The following is a 19,004-nucleotide window of genomic DNA, read 5'->3' on the forward strand; positions in this document are numbered from 1 at the left end:
CGCGGTTCCCTGAGCGGAGTCACGGGAGCCCGGTCGCCGAGGGGACGGAGCCGCACCGGGACCGGAGCCGGAGACGGGGCGGAGCCGTGCTCGCCGGCCGCCACGGCCGGCGGCTCCGGTCGTTTCCGGCCACGGCCGCTCGCGGCCCCGGGTCATGCCGGCCGCGGTGCTGCGACGTCCCGGCCGTCCCGGCCGCGGTTTCCTGCCGCCACGGCCCGGCCCGGGCCACGGTTCCTGACCTCCCGGAACTCTCCCCGAACTCTCCCGGCACTTTCCCGGTGACGGTTCCCCGCGGCCGGCCTCCCCCGGTGGCGGGTCCCCACCGCCCCGGTGGTCCCCGGCCGTTCTCAGGACGTGGCCGGTTCGGTGTCCGGTACGCCGGCCTCGGTGGTGCGCGGCTGCCGGGCGCGGCCGGGGAGCAGGAGGGCGAGGCCGAAGCCGATCAGCATCACGCAGCCGCCCACCAGGAACACCGTGCTCATCGCGTCGCCGATGCCCCGCACCACCGGAGCGGCCAGCCGCGGGTCGGCGCCGAGCAGGAACGAGGTGTCGTCGAGGCTGATTCCGGCGTCTCCCCGCACCATGTCGAGGATGGGCCGGTTGGCCGGGTCGGACAGCACCGCGGGGTCCGCGAGCGCCGCCCGGAACCCGGCGTCCCGGCCGGCCTCGTCCACCGCCGTGTCGATGCGGCTGCCGGCCAGCGAGAACATCATCGACAGGAACAGCGCCGTACCGGCCGCGCCCCCGATGCCCCGGAAGAAGGAGAACGCGGCGCTGGAGACGCCCATGTCCTGCTTGGCGGAGGTGTTCTGCAGGGCCAGCAGGGTCACCGGGAAGCAGATCCCGACGCCCGTGCCGAGCAGGTACACCAGCGCGCCGGCGAGCCACAGCGAGGAGTGCTCGTCGAGCGTGGCGAACACGAACAGCGTGCCGGCCACCACGCCCATGCCCAGCAGCAGGAACGCCCGGTACCGTCCGGAGCGGTTGATGACCTTGCTCAGGCCCCGGCTGGTGGTGAGCACCCCGGCCGTCTGCAGGATCAGCATCAGCCCGGCCTCGCCCGGCCCCTGCCCCTTGACCAGCTGGAGGTACAGCGGCAGGAAGATCAGCGAGCCGAACACGCCGATGCCGACGATGACGTTGGCGCCGTTGATCACCGCGAACATCCGGTTGCGGAACAGCCGCAGCGGGATCACCGCGGCGTCCGCCATGCGCCGCTCGGTGGCCAGGAAGAGCACCAGCCCGGCCAGTCCGACCGCGAGCAGCGACAGCGTCGGGGCCGAGTCCCAGCCCCAGTGCCGGCCCTGCTCGGAGACCACCAGCCAGGGGCCGAGGCAGACGATCAGCCACAGCGCCCCGGCGTAGTCGATGCGGTGCTCGCGCCGCTTGCCGGGCATGGTGAACTTGAGCTGGACGACGAGCAGGGCGATGAGGCCGATCGGCAGGTTGATCAGGAACGCCCAGCGCCAGCCGTCGAGCCCCAGCAGGCTGTCGGCGCCGGCGAACAGCCCGCCGACCGGCGGCCCGAGCACACCGGAGACGGCGGAGACGGCCGAGAACCAGATCTGGTAGCGGGCCCGCAGCTCGGGCGTGAGCACATCGCCCATGATGGCGAAGGCGAGTGCCATGAGCCCGCCGCCGCCGACGCCCTGCACCGCGCGGAACGCGGCGAGCTGGTACATCGACCCGGCCAGCCCGCACAGCAGCGAACCGGCCAGGAAGACGCCGATCGCCAGCATGTACAGCTTCTTGCGGCCGTAGAGGTCGGACAGCTTCCCGAACAGCGGGGTCGCGATCGTGGAGGTGACCATGTAGGCGGTGGTCGCCCACGCCTGGACGGTCTGGCCGTGCAGCTGGTCGGCGATCGTCCGCATCGACGCCGCGACGATGACGAAGTCGAGCGAGGAGAGCATCAGGCCCAGCATCAGCCCGATCACGATGACCCGTACGGCCCGGTACTCCGGGGTGCCCGGGATCTCCGCGGCCGGTCGCGCGGTGCTCATGGCTCAGCCCTCGTAGGGGCGGGCCGCGCGGCCCTCACGCAGCGTCAGGCCCCACCAGGCGAGCTGGTCGAGCAGCACGGAGGCGGCCTTGGCGGCGCCGTCGGCGTCCTGCGGGCGGCCCTGCTCGTCGAACTTCTCCCAGGCCATGTGGAAGCTGACGGTGTCGCGCAGGGTGACGGCGTGCAGCTCGGCGAAGACCTGGCGCAGCTGCTCCACGGCCCGCTGGCCGCCGGCCATGCCGCCGTAGGAGACGAAGCCGACGGGCTTGGCCCGCCACTCGCTGTAGACGTAGTCGATGGCGAGCTTCAGCGAGGCCGGGTAGCCGTGGTTGTACTCGGGCGTGAGGACGACGTACCCGTCGAGTCCGCCGATGCGCTGGGCCAGGGTGAGGGCACCCTCCTGCGGCTCGGTGGCGTCCAGGGTGAGCTTCAGCTCCTCCACGAGCGCCGGCTCGGAGAGGTCGATGACATGGACCTCCATGTCCTCGCGCCGGCCGATCTCGGAGAGGAACCACTGGGCGACCTTGTCGGCGAACCGGCCGGTGCGCACGCTGCCGATGATGACGCCGATCTTCAGCGGGGTCGTGGACATGAGGGGACTCCTCGAAGAGGTGAACAGGGATGAAGTAAGGGGCGGTACAAGGGGGGTTGCGGGGCAGCGGGCCCCGGGGCGGCGGCGCCGGTGTCCCCGGGGCCCGGCCGGCGGCGGCTCAGCCGGCCAGCAGGACGATCTTTCCGCGGCCGTGGCCGGTCTCCAGCTCGCGGTGTGCCTCGGCGGCCTGGGCCAGCGGCAGGGTCTTGCGGACGTGCACGGTGAGCTTGCCGTCGGCCACCAGTGCGGCCAGCTCGGCGAGCCGCTGCGCCGATCGCCGGCTGCCGATCCAGCGCACGCCCAGCTCCTCGTAGACCTCGTAGGCGAAGATGGTGCCGACGCGGTCCTTGTCCTTGACGAGTTCGGCCGCGACCCGCAGGCCCTCGGCGCTCGCCGTGTCCAGGGCGGCGTCCACGCCCTCGGGCGCCGCCGCGCGGACCCGGTCGATCAGGCCCTCGCCGTAGGCGACCGGGACGGCGCCCAGCTCGCGCAGGTAGGCGTGGTTCTCCTCGCGGCCGGTGGCGATCACCTTGGCGCCCCGGGCCACCGCGAGCTGCACGGCGATGGTGCCGACGCCGCCGGCGGCGCCGTTGATCAGCACGGTCTCGCCCTCGCGGACGCCGAGGATCTCGATCGCGGTGTGGGCGGTCTGGCCGGAGGCGGACAGGCAGCCGGCCACCTCCCAGGACAGCGCGGCGGGCTTGGGGACGATCTGGTCCGCGGGGGCGACGACGTACTCGGCGTAGGTGAGCTGGGTGCGGTAGCCCAGGACCTCGTCGCCGACCGCGAATCCGGTGACGCCCTCGCCGAGCGCGTCCACCACGCCGGCGAAGTCGCCTCCGGTGATGTGCGGGAAGGTGATGGTGAAGCCGGGCGGGTTCCAGCCGGAGCGCACCGCGCAGTCGGTGGGCTGGGCGCCGGCCGCCTTTACCTTCACCCGCACCTCGCCCGGACCCGGCTCGGGCGTCGGCAGCTCCATCAGCTCCAGGACCTCGGGCCCTCCGAACGCGCGGAACGCGGCAGCCTTCATCTCAAATGCCCTTCTCTACAACGGAATTGACGTCACCGGCCGCCCTGGCCGGGACAGCAAAACGACGGTAAAACCTCAACTTCGGTTGAGGTCAACGTGATCGGGAGAAACCCCTTCACCGTGGCCGGATCCGGCCGAGAAGAGGCCGAGAAACCGTCGAAAACGGCTCGACGCCGGGCGGGGAGACGGCACCGGCCTCCCCGCCCGGCGTCGCGGGCGGTGCAACGCTGGTCAGCCCACCGTGGTGCTGGACAGCACCACGGGCTTGGCCGGGTCCGGGTAGCACTGGACGGGGGTGAAGTCGTTGATCGTGGTGTCCAGGCGCTTCATGGACAGCCCCGGGTCGTCGAAGCCGGTGCCGCCGGCCGTGGTGACCAGCGTGCCGGAGGCGGGGGCGACGTAGGTGGCTTCGACGACCGGCAGTTCGAAGGTGGTGCCGCCGTAGAAGGGGCCGCCGACCCGCAGCGTCAGCTGGCCGCCGGAGGCGACGACGGACCGGCTGGAGGTGCCGAGGTTGCTGCCGCCGGTGAGCTTCAGGCCGACCAGCCGGGCCCCGGCGGGCTGGTTGATCTTGACGGCGATGTCCCGGACCTCCTTCTGGTAGGTCGCGTTCAGGGTGTAGGGGCCCTGGGCGTACTTCACGGTGAACTGCTGGTAGGGCGAGACGGTGGCGGGCGCCGTCACGTCGAACACCCGGTTGCTGCCGTACTCGCTCCACTGCCCGTTCTCCGGCACCCGGCACAGCATCGCTACGGTGGCGGGCGCGGCGACCGCACCGCTGGTCGCGGCCATGACACCGGCGAGTCCCAGGGCGGCGACGGCGACGACGCGCCGCGTGATGGTCCTGCTCATCGAGTTCTCTCCTCGGGTCGGGCTGCCACACCGGCAGCCCGACGGACGCTAGGGACGGTGCCTGGAGACCGGCTCGAAAGGTGTTCTCTCCAACCGCCTTCGAGGGGTCTTTGACGGCCCGGCGGCAGCGTGGCCGCACTTGACCGTCCGAACAGGGAGCGGGTTGACGTGAGACTCAGGGACAAGGTCGCCGTGGTCACCGGCGGCACCAAGGGGCTGGGCCTGAAGATCGCCGAGGCGTTCGTCGCCGAGGGGGCCCAGGTGGTGGCGGCGGCGCGCGGCGATGAGGGCGCGGAACGGATCGGCCGCCTCGGGGACCGGGCCGCGTTCGTACGGGCCGACGTGCGGGACGCCGAGTCCGTGCGGGCGCTGCTGGAGGCGGCGGCGGACCGGTTCGGCGGCGTGGACGTCGTGGTGGCCAACGCGGGCGTGAGCCGGCCGGGTCCGCTGACCGGGCTGTCCTTCGAGGACTGGTCCGAGGTGCTGGACACCAACCTCAACGGACTCTTCCACTGTGTGCGCGCGGCGGTGCCGTACCTGGAGAAGAGCGAGGCCGGCCGGATCATCACGCTCTCCAGCGCGCTCGGCAGCCGGCCCACCCGGGGCGCGGCCTCCTACTGCTCGACCAAGGCGGCGGTGGAGATGTTCACCCGGGTCGCCGCGCTGGAGCTGGCACCCCGGGGCATCACCGTCAACTGCCTGTCGCCCGGCTTCATCGACGAGGGCATGGGCAAGCTGCTGAAGGCGAACGAGGCGGTGTGGTCCCAGTACGGGCCGAAGATCGCGCTGGGCCGGATGGGCCTGGGCGAGGAGGTGGCGGAGGCCGCGGTGTACCTCGCCGCGGGCAGCGGGTCGTACGTCAACGGACACGTCCTGGAGATCAACGGCGGCCTGTCCTGGTGACACGCCACCGACCCGGCACCACAACGAGGGCGGCCCTCCCCTGGGGGAGGGCCGCCCTCGTCCAGGCCGGCACCGGCCTCCGCCGGGCAGGGCCCCGGCGCACTGCGCACCACCGCGCGGCCAGGAACGTCCGCCCCCCGCCCCGGACCGCGACGCTCCGCCCGGAACCCGCGCGCCGGGCACCACCGCGGCCCCGACGCCCACCGCCCCGGCAACATGTCAGGCCCCGGCGCTCTCCCCCGGGCCTTCGCGCCACCGCGGCCCGTGGCACCTCCCGGGGCCTCTGTCAGGCGCCTTCGCGGGCCGGGGCGTTCCGGGCGGGATCTTCGCGCTAGGCCCCGCCGCTGGCCGTGATGCTCTGGCCGGTGATCGCGGTGTTCGCCGCCGAGGCCAGGAAGAGCACCACGCGGGCCACTTCGGCGGCGTCGAGCAGCCGGCCGAGGGGGGCGCGGGCGGCGTAGCGCTCGGCGACGCCGAAGCTGTTCGCCATGCGCTCCTCGTTGCGGAACGTCCGGGTCAGGCCGGGGACGACCACGTTGGACAGGATGTCCCCGTCCCGGCCCAGGCTGAAGGCCGTACTGCGGGAGAAGCCGTGCAGCGCCGCCTTGGCCGCCGCGTAGTACTCGGCCCCGATCCGCCCGGCGTCGGTCTCCAGCACGCCCTCGGTGACCAGGCTGGACGACAGGTGCACGATCCGGCCCCAGCCGCGCTCGCGCATCAGCGGGGCGACCAGCCGGGTCAGTTCGACCGCGCCCTCGATGTTGTCGCGCAGCTTGCCCTGCCAGTCGTCGCCGACCTCCTCGAACCGGTCGCCGGGCGGCCGGAACCCGAAGGGCCGGAAGGCGTTGTTGACCAGCACGTCGACCCGGCCGGTCCAGTGCAGCGCGGCGTCCACGAGCGAGCGGGCGGTGTCCGGTTCGCCCAGCCCGTAAGGGGCGGTCAGGGCGCGGCCCCCGGCCGCCTCGATCAGGCCGGCGGTGTGCGCCGCGTCCTCGGGCCGGGAGCGGTAGCCGATCACCACGGCGGCGCCCTCCGCGCCGAACGCGGTGGCGATCTCCCGCCCCATGCCGCCCGAGGCACCGGTGACCAGCACGGTGCGTCCGTTCAGTCCCAGTTCCATCGGGTCACCTCGCCTCGGCCGCGCCGGCCGGGGCGCCGGACCCCGGTGCGGAGGACGGTGCGGGCCCGCCCCGGCGGCGGACGGCCGACCACCGGCGCACGGCCGGCATCTCGACCACGCGGTACAGCACCCACGCCGCGACCACCGTGAGCGCGAAGTCCCCGGCGATCACCCCGAGCGCGGGCAGCGTGTCCCAGGTGCGGCCGGGCACCCGGCCCATCGGCCCGTACCACATGACCAGCATGTGGACCATGTAGAAGGCGAAGGACAGTTCGCCCAGCCGGACCCAGACCCGGTTGCGCAGCGGCGAGCGGTGCCCCTCGACGTCGGCCGCCGCGCCCGCGGCCACGATCAGCGCCAGCGGTACGACGGTCGGCGCGACGATGCCGTACGCGTCCGGCAGCCACACCGTGAGCGCGTAGCCCGGAGCCAGGGTGAGCAGGGCGGGGCCGAGGCCGAGCCGGATCCAGCGGCCGGACAGCACGATCCGGGCCATCACGATGCCGAGGGCGAACTCCAGCAGCCGGGTGGCCGGCAGGCAGTAGACGAACCAGTACTGGTACCAGGAGATCGGGTAGTACGGCATGTCCGGGTCGGTGGGCAGCAGCTGGGAGGCCAGCGCCACCAGGACCGTGCCCGCGGTGAGCAGCCCGGCCAGCGGCCACAGCAGCCGGCCCGGCACCGCCCGGACCCAGCGCAGCAGCAGCGGGAAGGACAGGTAGAACAGCAACTCCGCGGCGAGCGACCAGGAGGGCCCGTTGGTGCCGAAGAAGACATCCTCCACCGGGAACCAGGCCTGCACCAGGAGGAGCGCGGGCACGGTGTTGCGCACGGTGGCGGAGACACCGCCGAGCCACACCATGAACAGCAGGCCCAGCGCCCAGGTCACCAGGTGGTTGGGGAAGATCTTCACCAGCCGGCGCCGGTAGAAGGCCCCGGTGCGGTCGCCCTCGCGTGCCGACCAGGTCAGCACGAAGCCGCTGAGCAGGAAGAAGAAACCGACGCCTACGAAGCCGAGTTTGGCGGCGTAGGTGACGAGGTCCCCCTCCAGCTCCTTGTCCTCGAAGATGCCGTACGTGAACGCGTGGCAGACGAACACCATCAGCGCGGCCACGAACCGCATGCCGGTCAGGGTCGGCAGCCGGGACAGCGCCCCGGCCCCGTCCGGCCGTCTTCCGGTGTGACCCGCGCTCACCCCGCGAGCTCCCCGGTCTTGCGGCCGACCGCGATGACATAGCCGAGGACCTGGCCCTCCAGCATGCCGACCTTGGAGAGCATCGCCTTGAACTCGTCGGCGAACTCCTTGCCGCCGCGCTCGGCGATGTAGGCGTACTTCTCGTCCAGCACCTCGGGGATGCGGGCGGCGGAGCGGTGCAGATGGGCGGTGGCGTCCTCGAACCGGACGATCTCCAGCCCGGCGTCCGTGAGCAGTTCGCGGTAGCCCTCGATGGTCGGCAGCGCCTCGACCGTGAACCCCTCCTTGAGGGAGACGCGCTGTTCCGGCGTCAGCTCGGTGCGCTCGGCGTAGTCGGAGAGCACGAACCGGCCGCCGGGGACGAGGACGCGCTCGATCTCGCGCAGCGCCTTCGGCCGGTCGGACATGTACATGATGGCCTCGGAGGCCCAGACCGCGTCGAACGAGGCGTCCGGGTACGGCAGGGCCATGCCGTCCGCCTGCTCGAAGGAGACCAGGTCCGCGACGCCGGCCTCGGCGGCCAGCGCCCGGCCCTGCCGGACCTGCTCGGCGCTGACGTTGATGCCGACGACGCGCGCCCCGGTGGCCTTGGCGGCGGCGATGGCCGGCCGGCCGAACCCGCAGCCGACGTCGAGCAGCCGGGAGCCCGCCCGCAGCCCGGCCGCCTCGATCATCACCTCGGTGTGCCGCTCCTTGGGGTCGGTGCCCGGGTGCGCGTCGTCGAAGTACCCGATGTGCAGATTGAAGCCGTTCAGCCCGAACAGCCAGCTGCGGTCGTCGAAGTACTCGCCCACCTCGTCGGCCGTCTTGGATTCGTACGTGGTCATCTGCCGGCACCTCATTCCAACGACAATCCGTCGCCACCACGCTGGACAGCGCCTCTCGAAGGCCGCTCGGGACTTCCTCCAGACCGCGCCCGCGCCCCTCCATCGGCCCTCTAACCCGCATCGAGGCGGGCTGCCGACCATGCGGGCATCCGTCCGCAGCAGAGGGGACCACCGTGATTCATCTCTTCCAGCCGCAGACCGGCGAGGCCGAACTCGCCGCCGTAGCGGAGGTGTTCGCCGACAAGTGGCTCGGACACGGCCCGCGCACCAAGGCGTTCGAGGCCGAGTTCGCCGCGCACGCCGGGGTGGACCCCGAGCACATGATCTTCCTCAACTCCGGGACCGCCGGACTCTTCCTGGCCCTGGAGTGCCTCGATCTGACGGAGGGCGACGAGGTCGTGCTGCCCTCGCTGAGCTTCCTGGCCGCCGCGAACGCCATCCTGGCGGCCGGTGCCCGCCCGGTCTTCTGCGACGTCGACCCGCGCACCCTCAACCCCACGGCCGCACACATCGAGGCCGCGCTCACCGAGCGCACCAAGGCCGTGGTCGTGCTGCACTACGGCGGCTACCCGGGTGACATCGAGGCCATCGCCGCGCTCTGCCGGGACCGGGGCGTCCCGCTGGTGGAGGACGCCGCCTGCTCGGTCGGCTCCACGGCCGGCGGCCGGGCCGTGGGCACCTTCGGCGACCTCGCCATGTGGAGCTTCGACGCCATGAAGGTGCTGGTCACCGGCGACGGCGGCATGCTCTGGGTGCGCGACCGCGAGCGGGCCGACCGGGCCCGCCGGCTCGCCTACCACGGCCTGGTGCAGTCCAGCGGTTTCGGCCACGCCCGGGTCTCGCACCGCTGGTGGGAACTCCAGGTGCCGGAGGTCGGCCGCCGGGTCATCGGCAACGACCTGACGGCGGCGATCGGCCGGGTGCAGCTGGGCCGGCTGCCGGAGTTCATCGCCCGCCGCCGCGAGATCGTCGAGCTGTACGACCGCGAACTGGCGGGAGCCGAGGGCATCCTGACCCCGCCGCCGCTGCCGGCCGGCCACACCTCGACGTACTACTTCTACTGGGTGCAGTTCGACGGCGGGATCCGCGACGACATCGCGAGCGAACTGCTCGCCGCCGGCATCTACACCACCTTCCGCTACGCCCCGCTGCACAAGGTCCCCGCCTACCGCACCGGGGACCAGGCCCCGCTGCCCGGCTCCGACGACGCCGCCGCCCGCACCCTGTGCCTGCCGCTGCACCCGGGCCTGTCCGACGACGACGTCCGCACGGTCGCCGCGACCGTGCGCAAGGCCGTCACGGCCCACCGCCGGGAGCCGTGATGCGTCTCGTCTTCCTCGCCGCGCTCGCCAAGACCCTGCACGAGGTCACCATCGGCCTGGACCTCGCCGAACAGCTCACCGACGCCGGCGTCGAGAGCCACTTCGTGGTCAACCCCTACAACGAGGACCAGCTGCGCACCGCGGGGCTCCCCCACACGCTGGTGGAGCCGGACCTCGGTGCGGGCGTGGCGGACGTGGTGCGGCGGGTGGTCAAGGAGTTCCGGGCCGACGCCGTCGTCCTGGTCGACTACCTCGCGCACTGGATGACGTTCAAGGTCGGCTACCGCACCGACCCCTGGTTCGTGGAGGACCTCGGGCTGCCGGTGATCCCGCTGGACCTGTACGACCTGGAGAGCACCAGCCGGCGGGTGGAGATCCTCGGCACCACGATGGAGGTCGACGACAATCTGCTGCGGATGCCGGTGCAGCTGCTGCCGGTGCCGATGAACCGGCCCCGGGTCACCGCCTCCGGCCGGGGCCTGCCGTACCGGCTCACCCGCACCATGGCACCGCTGACCGCCCGGGCCCGCGCGGAGACCCGGCGCGCGCTCGGCGTGCCGGAGGGGGCCCGGCTGCTCATGGTGCCCACCCTGCCCTGGCAGCGGCTGATGCGGGAGCACGCCGCCCCGCCGACCCGGCTGCTCGCCGACCGGCTGCCCCGGCTGCTCGGCGGCCGGCTGGCCCGGCTGCCCCGCGACACGCACGTCCTGCTGACCGGACCCCTCTTCGAGGGCTTCGCCGAGGCGCTGCCCGCCGGCCGGCTGCACCACCGCCCGGAGTACACCGCCGCCGAGTACCACCGGCTGCTCGGCTCCTGTGACGCGGTGTTCTCCTTCCACCTGCCCAGCTACGCGCTGGACCGCGCGCTGTTCGCCGATGTGCCGGGCCTGCTCGCCGTCAACAACCACCGGGTCGACGGCCCCGAGGACGTCGACCGCCTCGCCGCCGCGCTGCCCGGCGGCCTCACCGCCCCGGTGCGCGCGTGGCTCACGGAGTACCCCGAGCCGCTGCCCGACTTCCACATGTGGCCGCTGCGCTGGAACGAGGTGCTGCGCCCGCTGCTCGCGCACAATCCCTTCACGGACACCGTGCTGCGCGCCGAGATCCTCGACGACGACTCCCTGGTGGACGGGCTGACCCGGGTCCTGTACGACGACACCGCACGCGACCGTCTCGCCGCCGCCCGGGCCGCCTACCGGGACGCCCTCGCCGCGCTGCCCGCCACGGCCGACACCTTCGCCGAGGCCGCCGTCCGGCTCGGCCTGACCCCCTGACCCCCTGACCGACTGCCCCGGCCGGCCCCCCGCGGGACCGGCCGGGGCCGGAGGTTCAGCCGCGCCCGGCCACCAGGTCCTCCAGCGCCCCCACCACCTGCGCGGGCAGCGGCAGCCGCGCCATCTCCGCCGACACCGCCCGGGCCCGCTCGCGGTACGACGGGTCCTCCAGGACCTCCCGGCAGGCCTCGGCGATGTTCTCCGGGGAGTCCTCGGCGGGGTCGACCATCCGCGCGGCCCCGTAGGCGCTCAACCGCTCGGTGTAGCCCACCACGTACGGCAGGTACGGGATGAGCACCTGCGGGACACCGGCCGCCATGCTGCCGAGGACCGTGTTGCCGCCCGCGTGACTGACCGTCAGATCACAGGTGCGCGCGACCACGTCCAGCGGGATCCAGCCGGCCCGCACGTTGTCCGGCAGCGGACCCAGCTCGGCCGCCACCGCCTCCGGTGCCGCGACCAGCAGCTCCACGTCCAGCGCGGCCACCTTCGAGACCAGCCCGGCGAGAATCTCGAAGTCGGATTCCTTCGTCACCCGGCTGCCCGCGCTCACCAGCACCCGGGGCCGCTCCCCGCGGGTGAACATCCACGGCTCCAGGGGCAGTTGCGCGGTGTACGGCACATAGCGCATCGGCTGCGCGGGCGGCGCGTCGGCCGGCCGCAGCGACGGCGGGCAGGTGTCGACGAACAGGTCCGCGCCCGGCATCTCGTACAGCCCCAGCGCCTCCAGCTCCGGCCCCAGCTCGGCCGCCGCCGCCAGGTCGATGGTCCGCGGCTCCCCCATGTCCACCGCGTGCTTGACGTACGGCACCCCCGCGTACGCGGCGGCCAGCGGGCCGGCGAACGCCAGCACCCCGCCCACCACCAGGTCCGGGTGCCAGCGGTCGATCAGCGAGACCAGCCCGTCCACACAGGCCGCCGCGTACCGGCCGAAGCAGCGCCCGTTGAAGAGGTAGCGCTCGTGCAGGTCGTCCGGGATCGTCTGGAGCACGCCCCGCCGGTCGTACAGGAAGTCCTTCATCGTCTTGCCGGTGACCGGGAAACCGGGCACGCCCGCGCCGTTGACGACGCCCATGCAGTCCTCCGGCGCGGCCATCACCACCTCGTGACCGGCGTTCCGGGCCGCCTGCGCCAGGGGCACCAGCGAGAAGATGACACCCGAGGTGCCACCCGCCACAAAGAGAATCTTCATGGCGGCATGCTCGGACGGCGCGTTCGTCACCGGCTCGAACCGTCCTCGATCCCCGCGCCCCCGCCCCCCGCGCCGCCCCGGGTCCGGCGTGGCGCGCCGCCCGGCTCCGCCCGGACCCCACCGGCTCTCGACCTCGGGTCAAGCGCCGGTGCCGAAGCTCGGGCATCGGCCCCGGCCCACCACCGCGTGTCCGGCCCGCAGGCCCTGCCCCGCAAGGAGGACTCACCCGTGAAGGACACCCCATGAGCCGTCGCGTCGTCATCACCGGGATCGGCGTGGTCGCGCCGGGAGGCGTGGGGACCAAGGAGTTCTGGTCCCTGCTCACCTCGGGCCGGACCGCCACCCGGTCCATCACCCTCTTCGACGCCTCCCCGTTCCGCTCCCGGATCGCCGCGGAGGCCGACTTCGACCCGCTGGCCCACGGCTTCACCGCCGAGGAGGCCGAACGCCTCGACCGTGCGGCCCAGTTCGCCATCGTCAGCGCCGACGAGGCGGTCCGCGACAGCGGTCTGGAACTGGACCGGCTCGACCCCACCCGCACCGGCGTCACCCTGGGCAGCGCGGTCGGCTGCACCATGGGCCTGGACACCGAGTACAACGTGGTCAGCCGGGGCGGCAGCGCCTGGGAGGTGGACCACACCCTCGCCGTACCGCACCTGTTCGACTACTTCGTGCCCAGTTCCATGGCGGCCGAGGTGGCCTGGCGCAGCCACGCCCAGGGCCCGGTGGCGATGGTGTCGACCGGCTGCACCTCGGGCCTGGACTCGGTCGGGCACGCCGTGGAGCTGATCCGCGAGGGCAGCGCCGACGTGATGATCGCCGGCGCCACCGAGGCGCCCATCTCGCCGATCACCGTGGCCTGCTTCGACGCCATCAAGGCCACCTCCCCGCGCAACGACGAACCCGATACCGCCTCCCGCCCCTTCGACGCCTCCCGCAACGGGTTCGTGCTCGGCGAGGGCTCGGCCGTCATGGTGCTGGAGGAACTGGAGAGCGCCCGTCGGCGCGGCGCCCATGTGTACGCGGAGATCGCCGGGTTCGCCAGCCGCTGCAACGCCTACCACATGACCGGTCTGCGCCCGGACGGCAAGGAGATGGCCGAGGCGATCCGGATCGCCCTGGACGAGGCCCGGCTGGACCCCACCGCCGTCGACTACGTCAACGCGCACGGCTCCGGCACCAAGCAGAACGACCGGCACGAGACGGCCGCGTTCAAGCGCAGCCTGGGCGAGCACGCCTACCGGGTTCCCGTCAGCTCCATCAAGTCGATGATCGGCCACTCGCTCGGCGCGATCGGTTCCCTCGAGGTGGCCGCCAGTGCCCTGGCCATCGAGCACGACACAGTGCCGCCCACCGCGAACCTGCACGAGAGCGATCCCGCCTGCGATCTGGACTACACCCCGCTGGTGGCCCGCCGGCAGCGCACCGACACCGTGCTCAGCGTCGGCAGCGGCTTCGGCGGGTTCCAGAGCGCGATGATCCTGACCCGCCCGCGACCGGGAGCCGCCGCATGACCGCGTACGCCACCGAACCGGCCGTCCGCCCGGACGGCGACCGCCCCGCCGCGCACGCCGCGCCCGTCGTCACCGGAATCGGGGTCACCGCGCCCAACGGGCTCGGCACCGAGACCTGGTGGGCGGCGGTGCTCCGGGGGGAGAGCGGCATCGGCCCGGTCACCCGGTTCGACGCCACCCGCTATCCGGCGAAACTCGCCGGTGAGATAAGGGACTTCGAGCCCGAGAAGCATGTGCCCAGCCGGCTGCTGCCGCAGACCGACCACATGACCCGGCTGGCGCTGGCCGCCGCCGACGAGGCACTCGCCGACGCGGGCGTGGACCCGGCCCGGCTGCCCGAGTACGCGGCCGGTGTGGTCACCGCCGCCTCCGCGGGCGGCTTCGAGTTCGGCCAGCGCGAACTCCAGGCGCTGTGGAGCAAGGGCGGCCAGTACGTCAGCGCCTACCAGTCCTTCGCCTGGTTCTACGCCGTCAACACCGGCCAGATCTCCATCCGGCACGGGCTGCGCGGCCCCAGCGGGGTGCTGGTCACCGAGCAGGCCGGCGGCCTGGACGCGGTGGCCCAGGCCCGGCGCCGGATCCGGCGCGGGGTACGGCTGCTGGTCACCGGCGGGGTGGACTCCGCGCTGTGCCCGTGGGGCTGGGCGGCGCATCTGGCGGGCGGCGAGCTGACCTCGGTGACCGACCCGGCGCGGGCCTATCTGCCGTTCTCGGCGGACGCCTCCGGGCACGTGGCCGGTGAGGGCGGTGCGCTGCTGGTGCTCGAGGACGCCGACGCGGCCGCCGCACGCGGGGCCCGGGTGTACGGCACGGTCGCGGGCTGTGCGGCCACCTTCGATCCGCCGCCGGGTTCGGGGGGCGCGCCCCGGCTCCGGGACGCCGCGGAACTCGCGCTGCGGGACGCGGGGGTGTCCCCGGCCGAGGTGGACGTCGTGTTCGCCGACGCGGCCGGGCGCCGGGCCGCGGACCGTGCGGAGGCCGAGGCCGTCGCGGGGCTGTTCGGGGCGGGCGGGGTGCCGGTGACGGCGCCGAAGACCATGACGGGACGGCTCGCTGCGGGCGGCGCGGCCCTGGACCTGGCCGCCGCGCTGCTGTCCCTGCGGGACCAGGTGATCCCGCCGACCGCGCACGTCACCGACGTGGCCCCGGACTGCCCGGTCGACCTGGTCACCGCGCCCCGCCGCCCGGACACCCCCCTGCGCACGGCCCTGGTCCTGGCCCGCGGCCGGGGCGGCTTCAACTCGGCGGCGGTGGTCCGCGCGCCGGCCTGAGGGCCGCCCGGCTGCCGCGAGGCCGCCCGGCTGCCGCGAGGCCGTCCGGCGTGCGTGACAGCGGCCGGGCGACGCCGTGCACGGCCCGGCCGCGGTGACGCCGCCCGGCCGCCGCGCCGCCTCGCATCGGCGTGCGCGGCCGGGGGCCTGCCCGGCGCGCCGTTGCGGGCGGGGGGGTGCTGTGCCGGCGCCTGCCGGACCGGCCGCTGTCGCCCGGCAGGCCGGCCGGCCCACGGATCAGCGGCCCGTCCGCCGGGCCGGCCGGCCCGGCGGGCTGGTCGACTCGGCCGACCGGTCAACTCGGTCGGCCGGCCAGTAGCCCGGTCGGGTCGGCGGGCTCCGTCGGTCGGTCACGGTGCCGTATCCGCACCGGCCGGCCGGTCGGTCCGCCGCCCCCGTCCCAGCCGTCTGCGTCCGTCCATCCGGTGTCCGCCCGGCCGTTTCCGGCTCCCGCCCCGCCCGTCCCGCCCGTCCCCGACCGCCCACCGCGTCCGCCGCCGAGGGGCGGCCGGGCTGATCACCGTCAGATTCCGTCAGCCGGGAGGACCGTTGCCCACCGTCGACCCCGCGGAGTTCGCCCGCGCCATGGCCCATGTGCCCACCCCGGTCACCGTCGTGACCACCGTGGACCCGAGCGGACGCCGCTGGGGATTCACCGCCAGCTCCTTCTCCTCGCTGTCCCTCGACCCGACGCTCGTACTGGTCTGCCCCGCCAAGTCGGCCTCCTGCCACGACGCGTTCGTCACCGCCGACCGGTTCCTGGTGAACGTACTCGCGGCCCACCAGGCCGACGTGGCCGCCGGCTTCGCCCGCTCCGGCGCCGACAAGTTCGCCGGCAGCCCCATGGAGCCCTGCGAACTGGGACTGCCCGGACTGCCCGACGCGACCGCCCGGCTGGCCTGCGCGCTGCACGACGTGCTCGACGGCGGTGACCACAGCATCCTCGTCGGCCGCGTCCAGCAGGTCTCCGTGGGCGGCGCGGACCCCCTCGTCTACCACAACCGCCTCTTCACCCGGCCCGCCGGCAGCCCGGCCCTGGCGGCTCCCGCATGACCGCGCCGGCCTGCTCCAGGAGAACCCAGTGACCCAGACCCACCCGCGGACGCACGCCTCCACCACGGCCGAACCGCATCTGCGCGAGATCGCCGAAGACGTGTACGCCTACGTCCAGCCCGACGGCGGCTGGTGCCTGAACAACGCGGGCCTGATCACTTCCGGCGACCGCCCCGCCCTGATCGACACCGCTGCCACCGAGTCCCGCGCACGGGCGCTGCGGCGGGCCGTGGCGGCGGTCGCCCCGCGCGCCCCGCGCTTCGTCGTCAACACCCATCCGCACGGCGACCACACCTTCGGCAACCGGTTCTTCGCCGACGAGGCGGTGATCGTCGCGCACGAGGAGACCCGCGCCGAGATGGACCTGGCCGGCCTGCACCTGACCGGCCTGTGGCCCGAGGTCCGCTGGGGCGACGTCAGCGTGGAACTGCCGACACTGACCTACCGCGACCGGCTCACCCTGCACCTCGGCGACACCCCGGCCGAGCTGATGCACCTCGGCACCGCGCACACCCGTAACGACACCGTGGTGTGGCTGCCGCGCCAGCGCGTGCTGTTCGCCGGTGACGTGGTGATGTCCGGGGCCACCCCGTTCTGTCTGACCGGGTCGGTCGCCGGGTCCCTCGCGGTGATCGAGCGGCTGCGGGCCCTGGGGCCGGAAACCGTGGTCTCCGGTCACGGCCCGGTCGGCGGGCCCGAGATCCTGGATGAGACCGCCGGCTATCTGCGCCACGTGCAGCGGCTGGCCGCCGACGGCATCGCCGCCGGGCTGACCCCGTTGCAGACGGCACGCGAGGCCGGCCCCGGACCGTACGCCCATCTCCTCGACAGCGAACGGCTGGTGCCCAATCTGCACCGCGCCTACGCCGAGGCCAGGGGTGCCGAGCCGGGTCACTGGCTGGACATCGAGGAACTGTTCGCCGAGATGGTCGCCTACCACGGCGGGCTGCCCGCCTGCGCGGCCTGACCCCCGCCGTCCCCGCCCCACCCGTACCGCCCGTTGCGCCCGTTGCGCCCGTTGCGCCCGTTGTGGCCGCCCCGCAGACAGGAGTCACCCATGGTCGTGCTCGATCCGGACCGCTGCCAGGCCGTCGCCCTCACCTGGCTGACGCTCACCGAGGACGACTGGACCGGCCAGGAGAAGCTGCTCGGCATTCTCGGCCGGTCCGACGCCCCCGCCCCGCCCGGCAGACTGTCGGCCGCGCTGCACGCGGCGCACACCCGGCCCGGTGTCGTGTCGCTCACCCAGTGGCGCACCGCCGCCGACCTGCGCGCCCACCACACCGGCGAGGCGTACCAGCGGGAGCTGCTCCAGCTGGGCGGCCTGGCCGCCGGGCACCGGCTGCTGGCCGCCGAACTGGTGTCGGTGCAGCGGGCCCCGTCCGTCACCGGCGCGGTGGACATCGTCCCCGAGCGCGACGACTGGACCTCGATCGCCGTCCAGTGGGTGGCGCCCGGGGACCAGGACGCGCTGGTCGCGGAGCTGACCCGGCCGCGCGAGGAGTGGGTGCACCTGCTGCCGGGCTACCGCTCGCACAGCGTGCTGCGCGGCCTGGACGGCACTTTCGTCGTCAACTACGCGCAGTGGGAGAGCGAGGAGGCGTACTGGGCCTTCCACCGCGTGCCGGAGCAGCGGTGGCCCGCGGACGTACGGGCCTCCCGCGACCGGGCCCGGAAGCTGACCACGACCTGGGAGTACAACACCTTCCGCGTGGTCCGCCCGCACTCCGCGGCCTGACCGTTTTCCGTGACCATCAGCCAGGGGGAGATCACGTGACGAGCGCACCGGCGACCGACGCGGCCCGCACGGCGGCCGTGGACGTGTGCGGTGGCGCCGGCTGCACCACAGGGCAGCCGGCGCGGCCGACGCGGGAAGACCAGCCGACGCCACGGCCCGGACCGCCCGGGCAACCCGGGCGGCCGCCCGCGCCGGGTCTGCGTCTGTGCCCGGACTGCGCGGCCCGGCTGGCGGGCGACCTGCGCCGGCTGCCCGGTCTGTACGAGGCGTGCGGCCGGCTGCTCGACGGCGGCAGCCAGGACCGGACCCGGCCGCGGACGACCGGCGGTCCGCTGCGCGGCCTGCCCTTCAACGCCCACGCGGCCGAGGTGCGCGGCGAGATCCTTGCGGTGCTCGGCTCCTGGGCCGGTGCGGTGGTCGGGGAACGCGGCGTGCCCGCGCCCCGCCGGGCGGTGCTGCCGCTGTGCGTGTTCCTCACCGGGCACCTGCCGTGGCTGCTGGCGCACGACGCGGCGGCCGAGTTCTCCGCCGAGGTGGCCCGGCTGGTGCGCCGGGCCCGCCGGGTGGTCGATCCGGACGTACGGCGGCGGGTGCGCCTCGGCGCCTGCGTGGAGCGGGGCTGCGGGGGGTCGCTGACCGCGGTGCTCCCGCCCGGGGCGGCCGGGGCGGCGGCCGTGATCCGCTGCGACCGGGACCCCGCCCACCACTGGCAGGGCCACGAGTGGCTCCGCCTCGGCCGCCGGCCGGACGGCCCGGGTCCGGGGGCCGCCGAGGCGCCGGCGGCCCGGACCGTACGGTGGCTGACCGCGGCCGACATCGCCCGGCTGTGGGGCATCTCCACCGGCAGCGCCTACCGCCACGCGAGCCAGTCGGAGTGGCGCCGCCTCCGGCGCGGCGGCCGGACGTACTACCACGGCGACGACGTGGCCCGCACCCTCAGCCCCCGCTGACCGCCCCGCGCGCATGCCGGAGTCCGTCCGTCCGGTCGCTGGACGCCGGGACGGCCCCGCTGCCGGACGGACTCCGTTCGGGGCCGCAGCGCGGGCACACCGGGACCCCGGGACGTGCCCGGCGACAAGGACTTCGGCCGGGCAGCCACCCCACCCGCCTCCACCCGCC

17 protein-coding genes are annotated in these 19,004 nt (G+C 74.1%); 9 read left to right on the forward strand and 8 right to left on the reverse strand.

The annotated features are described in order from the left end of the window. Nucleotides 1–347: 347 nt before the first annotated feature. The 4 genes from AB0E62_RS09860 to AB0E62_RS09875 all read right to left on the reverse strand — a co-directional run bounded on the left by AB0E62_RS09860 (nucleotide 348) and on the right by AB0E62_RS09875 (nucleotide 4,476). A complete protein-coding gene (locus AB0E62_RS09860) occupies nucleotides 348–2,003 on the reverse strand; it encodes an MDR family MFS transporter (RefSeq protein WP_362190529.1) in 1,656 nt (551 codons plus the stop codon). A 3-nt stretch (nucleotides 2,004–2,006) separates the two neighbouring features. After that, nucleotides 2,007–2,594, reverse strand: coding sequence for an NAD(P)H-dependent oxidoreductase (locus tag AB0E62_RS09865; RefSeq protein WP_362190531.1), 588 nt, complete (start codon nucleotides 2,592–2,594; stop codon nucleotides 2,007–2,009). 118 nt (nucleotides 2,595–2,712) lie between these two features. Then, nucleotides 2,713–3,624 carry an NADP-dependent oxidoreductase gene (locus AB0E62_RS09870; RefSeq protein WP_362190533.1) on the reverse strand — a complete coding sequence of 304 codons (912 nt, stop codon included), beginning with the start codon at nucleotides 3,622–3,624 and terminating at the stop codon, nucleotides 2,713–2,715. A gap of 231 nt (nucleotides 3,625–3,855) precedes the next feature. Continuing rightward, nucleotides 3,856–4,476: a hypothetical protein gene (locus AB0E62_RS09875; RefSeq protein ID WP_362190535.1), complete on the reverse strand. Its 621-nt coding sequence runs from the start codon at nucleotides 4,474–4,476 to the stop codon at nucleotides 3,856–3,858. A 168-nt stretch (nucleotides 4,477–4,644) separates the two neighbouring features. Here AB0E62_RS09875 and AB0E62_RS09880 point away from each other — a divergent pair, with 168 nt between their 5' ends. After that, nucleotides 4,645–5,379, forward strand: a complete 735-nt coding sequence (locus tag AB0E62_RS09880) for an SDR family NAD(P)-dependent oxidoreductase (protein ID WP_362190537.1) — start codon at nucleotides 4,645–4,647, stop codon at nucleotides 5,377–5,379. 331 nt (nucleotides 5,380–5,710) lie between these two features. On the opposite strand, the gene AB0E62_RS09885 is transcribed toward AB0E62_RS09880, so the two are convergent. The 3 genes from AB0E62_RS09885 to AB0E62_RS09895 are packed head-to-tail and all read right to left on the reverse strand — an operon-like array spanning nucleotide 5,711 to nucleotide 8,521. Then, complete coding sequence (locus tag AB0E62_RS09885) at nucleotides 5,711–6,499, reverse strand: SDR family oxidoreductase (RefSeq protein WP_362190539.1); 789 nt, start codon at nucleotides 6,497–6,499, stop codon at nucleotides 5,711–5,713. A 4-nt stretch (nucleotides 6,500–6,503) separates the two neighbouring features. Beyond that, entirely contained in the window at nucleotides 6,504–7,694 is a 1,191-nt protein-coding gene (locus AB0E62_RS09890) for an acyltransferase (RefSeq protein ID WP_362190541.1), read from the reverse strand. After that, nucleotides 7,691–8,521, reverse strand: coding sequence for a methyltransferase domain-containing protein (locus tag AB0E62_RS09895; RefSeq protein ID WP_362190543.1), 831 nt, complete (start codon nucleotides 8,519–8,521; stop codon nucleotides 7,691–7,693). Before AB0E62_RS09895 ends, AB0E62_RS09890 begins: the two co-directional genes overlap by 4 nt. Before the next feature lie 173 nt (nucleotides 8,522–8,694). Between AB0E62_RS09895 and AB0E62_RS09900 the strand changes: the two genes are divergently transcribed. Both AB0E62_RS09900 and AB0E62_RS09905 read left to right on the forward strand, forming a co-directional pair. After that, nucleotides 8,695–9,843 (forward strand): DegT/DnrJ/EryC1/StrS family aminotransferase, encoded by a 1,149-nt coding sequence (locus tag AB0E62_RS09900; protein ID WP_362190545.1) that lies wholly within the window; start codon nucleotides 8,695–8,697, stop codon nucleotides 9,841–9,843. Continuing rightward, nucleotides 9,843–11,117, forward strand: coding sequence for a DUF6365 family protein (locus AB0E62_RS09905; RefSeq protein ID WP_362190547.1), 1,275 nt, complete (start codon nucleotides 9,843–9,845; stop codon nucleotides 11,115–11,117). The genes AB0E62_RS09900 and AB0E62_RS09905 overlap by 1 nt, the downstream gene beginning before the upstream one ends. Nucleotides 11,118–11,172: 55 nt before the next feature. On the opposite strand, the gene AB0E62_RS09910 is transcribed toward AB0E62_RS09905, so the two are convergent. Continuing rightward, nucleotides 11,173–12,309, reverse strand: coding sequence for a glycosyltransferase (locus tag AB0E62_RS09910; protein ID WP_362190549.1), 1,137 nt, complete (start codon nucleotides 12,307–12,309; stop codon nucleotides 11,173–11,175). 242 nt (nucleotides 12,310–12,551) lie between these two features. Here AB0E62_RS09910 and AB0E62_RS09915 point away from each other — a divergent pair, with 242 nt between their 5' ends. The 6 genes from AB0E62_RS09915 to AB0E62_RS09940 all read left to right on the forward strand — a co-directional run bounded on the left by AB0E62_RS09915 (nucleotide 12,552) and on the right by AB0E62_RS09940 (nucleotide 18,835). Then, a complete protein-coding gene (locus AB0E62_RS09915; RefSeq protein ID WP_362190551.1) occupies nucleotides 12,552–13,823 on the forward strand; it encodes a beta-ketoacyl-[acyl-carrier-protein] synthase family protein in 1,272 nt (423 codons plus the stop codon). Beyond that, nucleotides 13,820–15,094: a beta-ketoacyl synthase N-terminal-like domain-containing protein gene (locus AB0E62_RS09920; RefSeq protein WP_362190553.1), complete on the forward strand. Its 1,275-nt coding sequence runs from the start codon at nucleotides 13,820–13,822 to the stop codon at nucleotides 15,092–15,094. Before AB0E62_RS09915 ends, AB0E62_RS09920 begins: the two co-directional genes overlap by 4 nt. A 549-nt stretch (nucleotides 15,095–15,643) precedes the next feature. Then, nucleotides 15,644–16,147 carry a flavin reductase family protein gene (locus tag AB0E62_RS09925; RefSeq protein WP_362190555.1) on the forward strand — a complete coding sequence of 168 codons (504 nt, stop codon included), beginning with the start codon at nucleotides 15,644–15,646 and terminating at the stop codon, nucleotides 16,145–16,147. 28 nt (nucleotides 16,148–16,175) lie between these two features. Further along, the gene (locus tag AB0E62_RS09930; protein WP_362190557.1) at nucleotides 16,176–17,114 is read left to right on the forward strand and encodes an MBL fold metallo-hydrolase; all 939 of its coding nucleotides are present in this window, start codon (nucleotides 16,176–16,178) and stop codon (nucleotides 17,112–17,114) included. A 90-nt stretch (nucleotides 17,115–17,204) separates the two neighbouring features. Further along, on the forward strand, nucleotides 17,205–17,885 hold the full coding sequence (locus AB0E62_RS09935) for an antibiotic biosynthesis monooxygenase (protein WP_362190559.1): 681 nt from the start codon (nucleotides 17,205–17,207) through the stop codon (nucleotides 17,883–17,885). Nucleotides 17,886–17,920: 35 nt separating this feature from the next. Next, nucleotides 17,921–18,835 carry a helix-turn-helix domain-containing protein gene (locus AB0E62_RS09940; RefSeq protein ID WP_362190561.1) on the forward strand — a complete coding sequence of 305 codons (915 nt, stop codon included), beginning with the start codon at nucleotides 17,921–17,923 and terminating at the stop codon, nucleotides 18,833–18,835. Nucleotides 18,836–19,004: the final 169 nt, after the last annotated feature.

Origin of the sequence: Streptomyces sp. NPDC038707 (assembly GCF_040636485.1) — a bacterium.
Classification (GTDB): Bacteria; Actinomycetota; Actinomycetes; order Streptomycetales; family Streptomycetaceae; genus Streptomyces.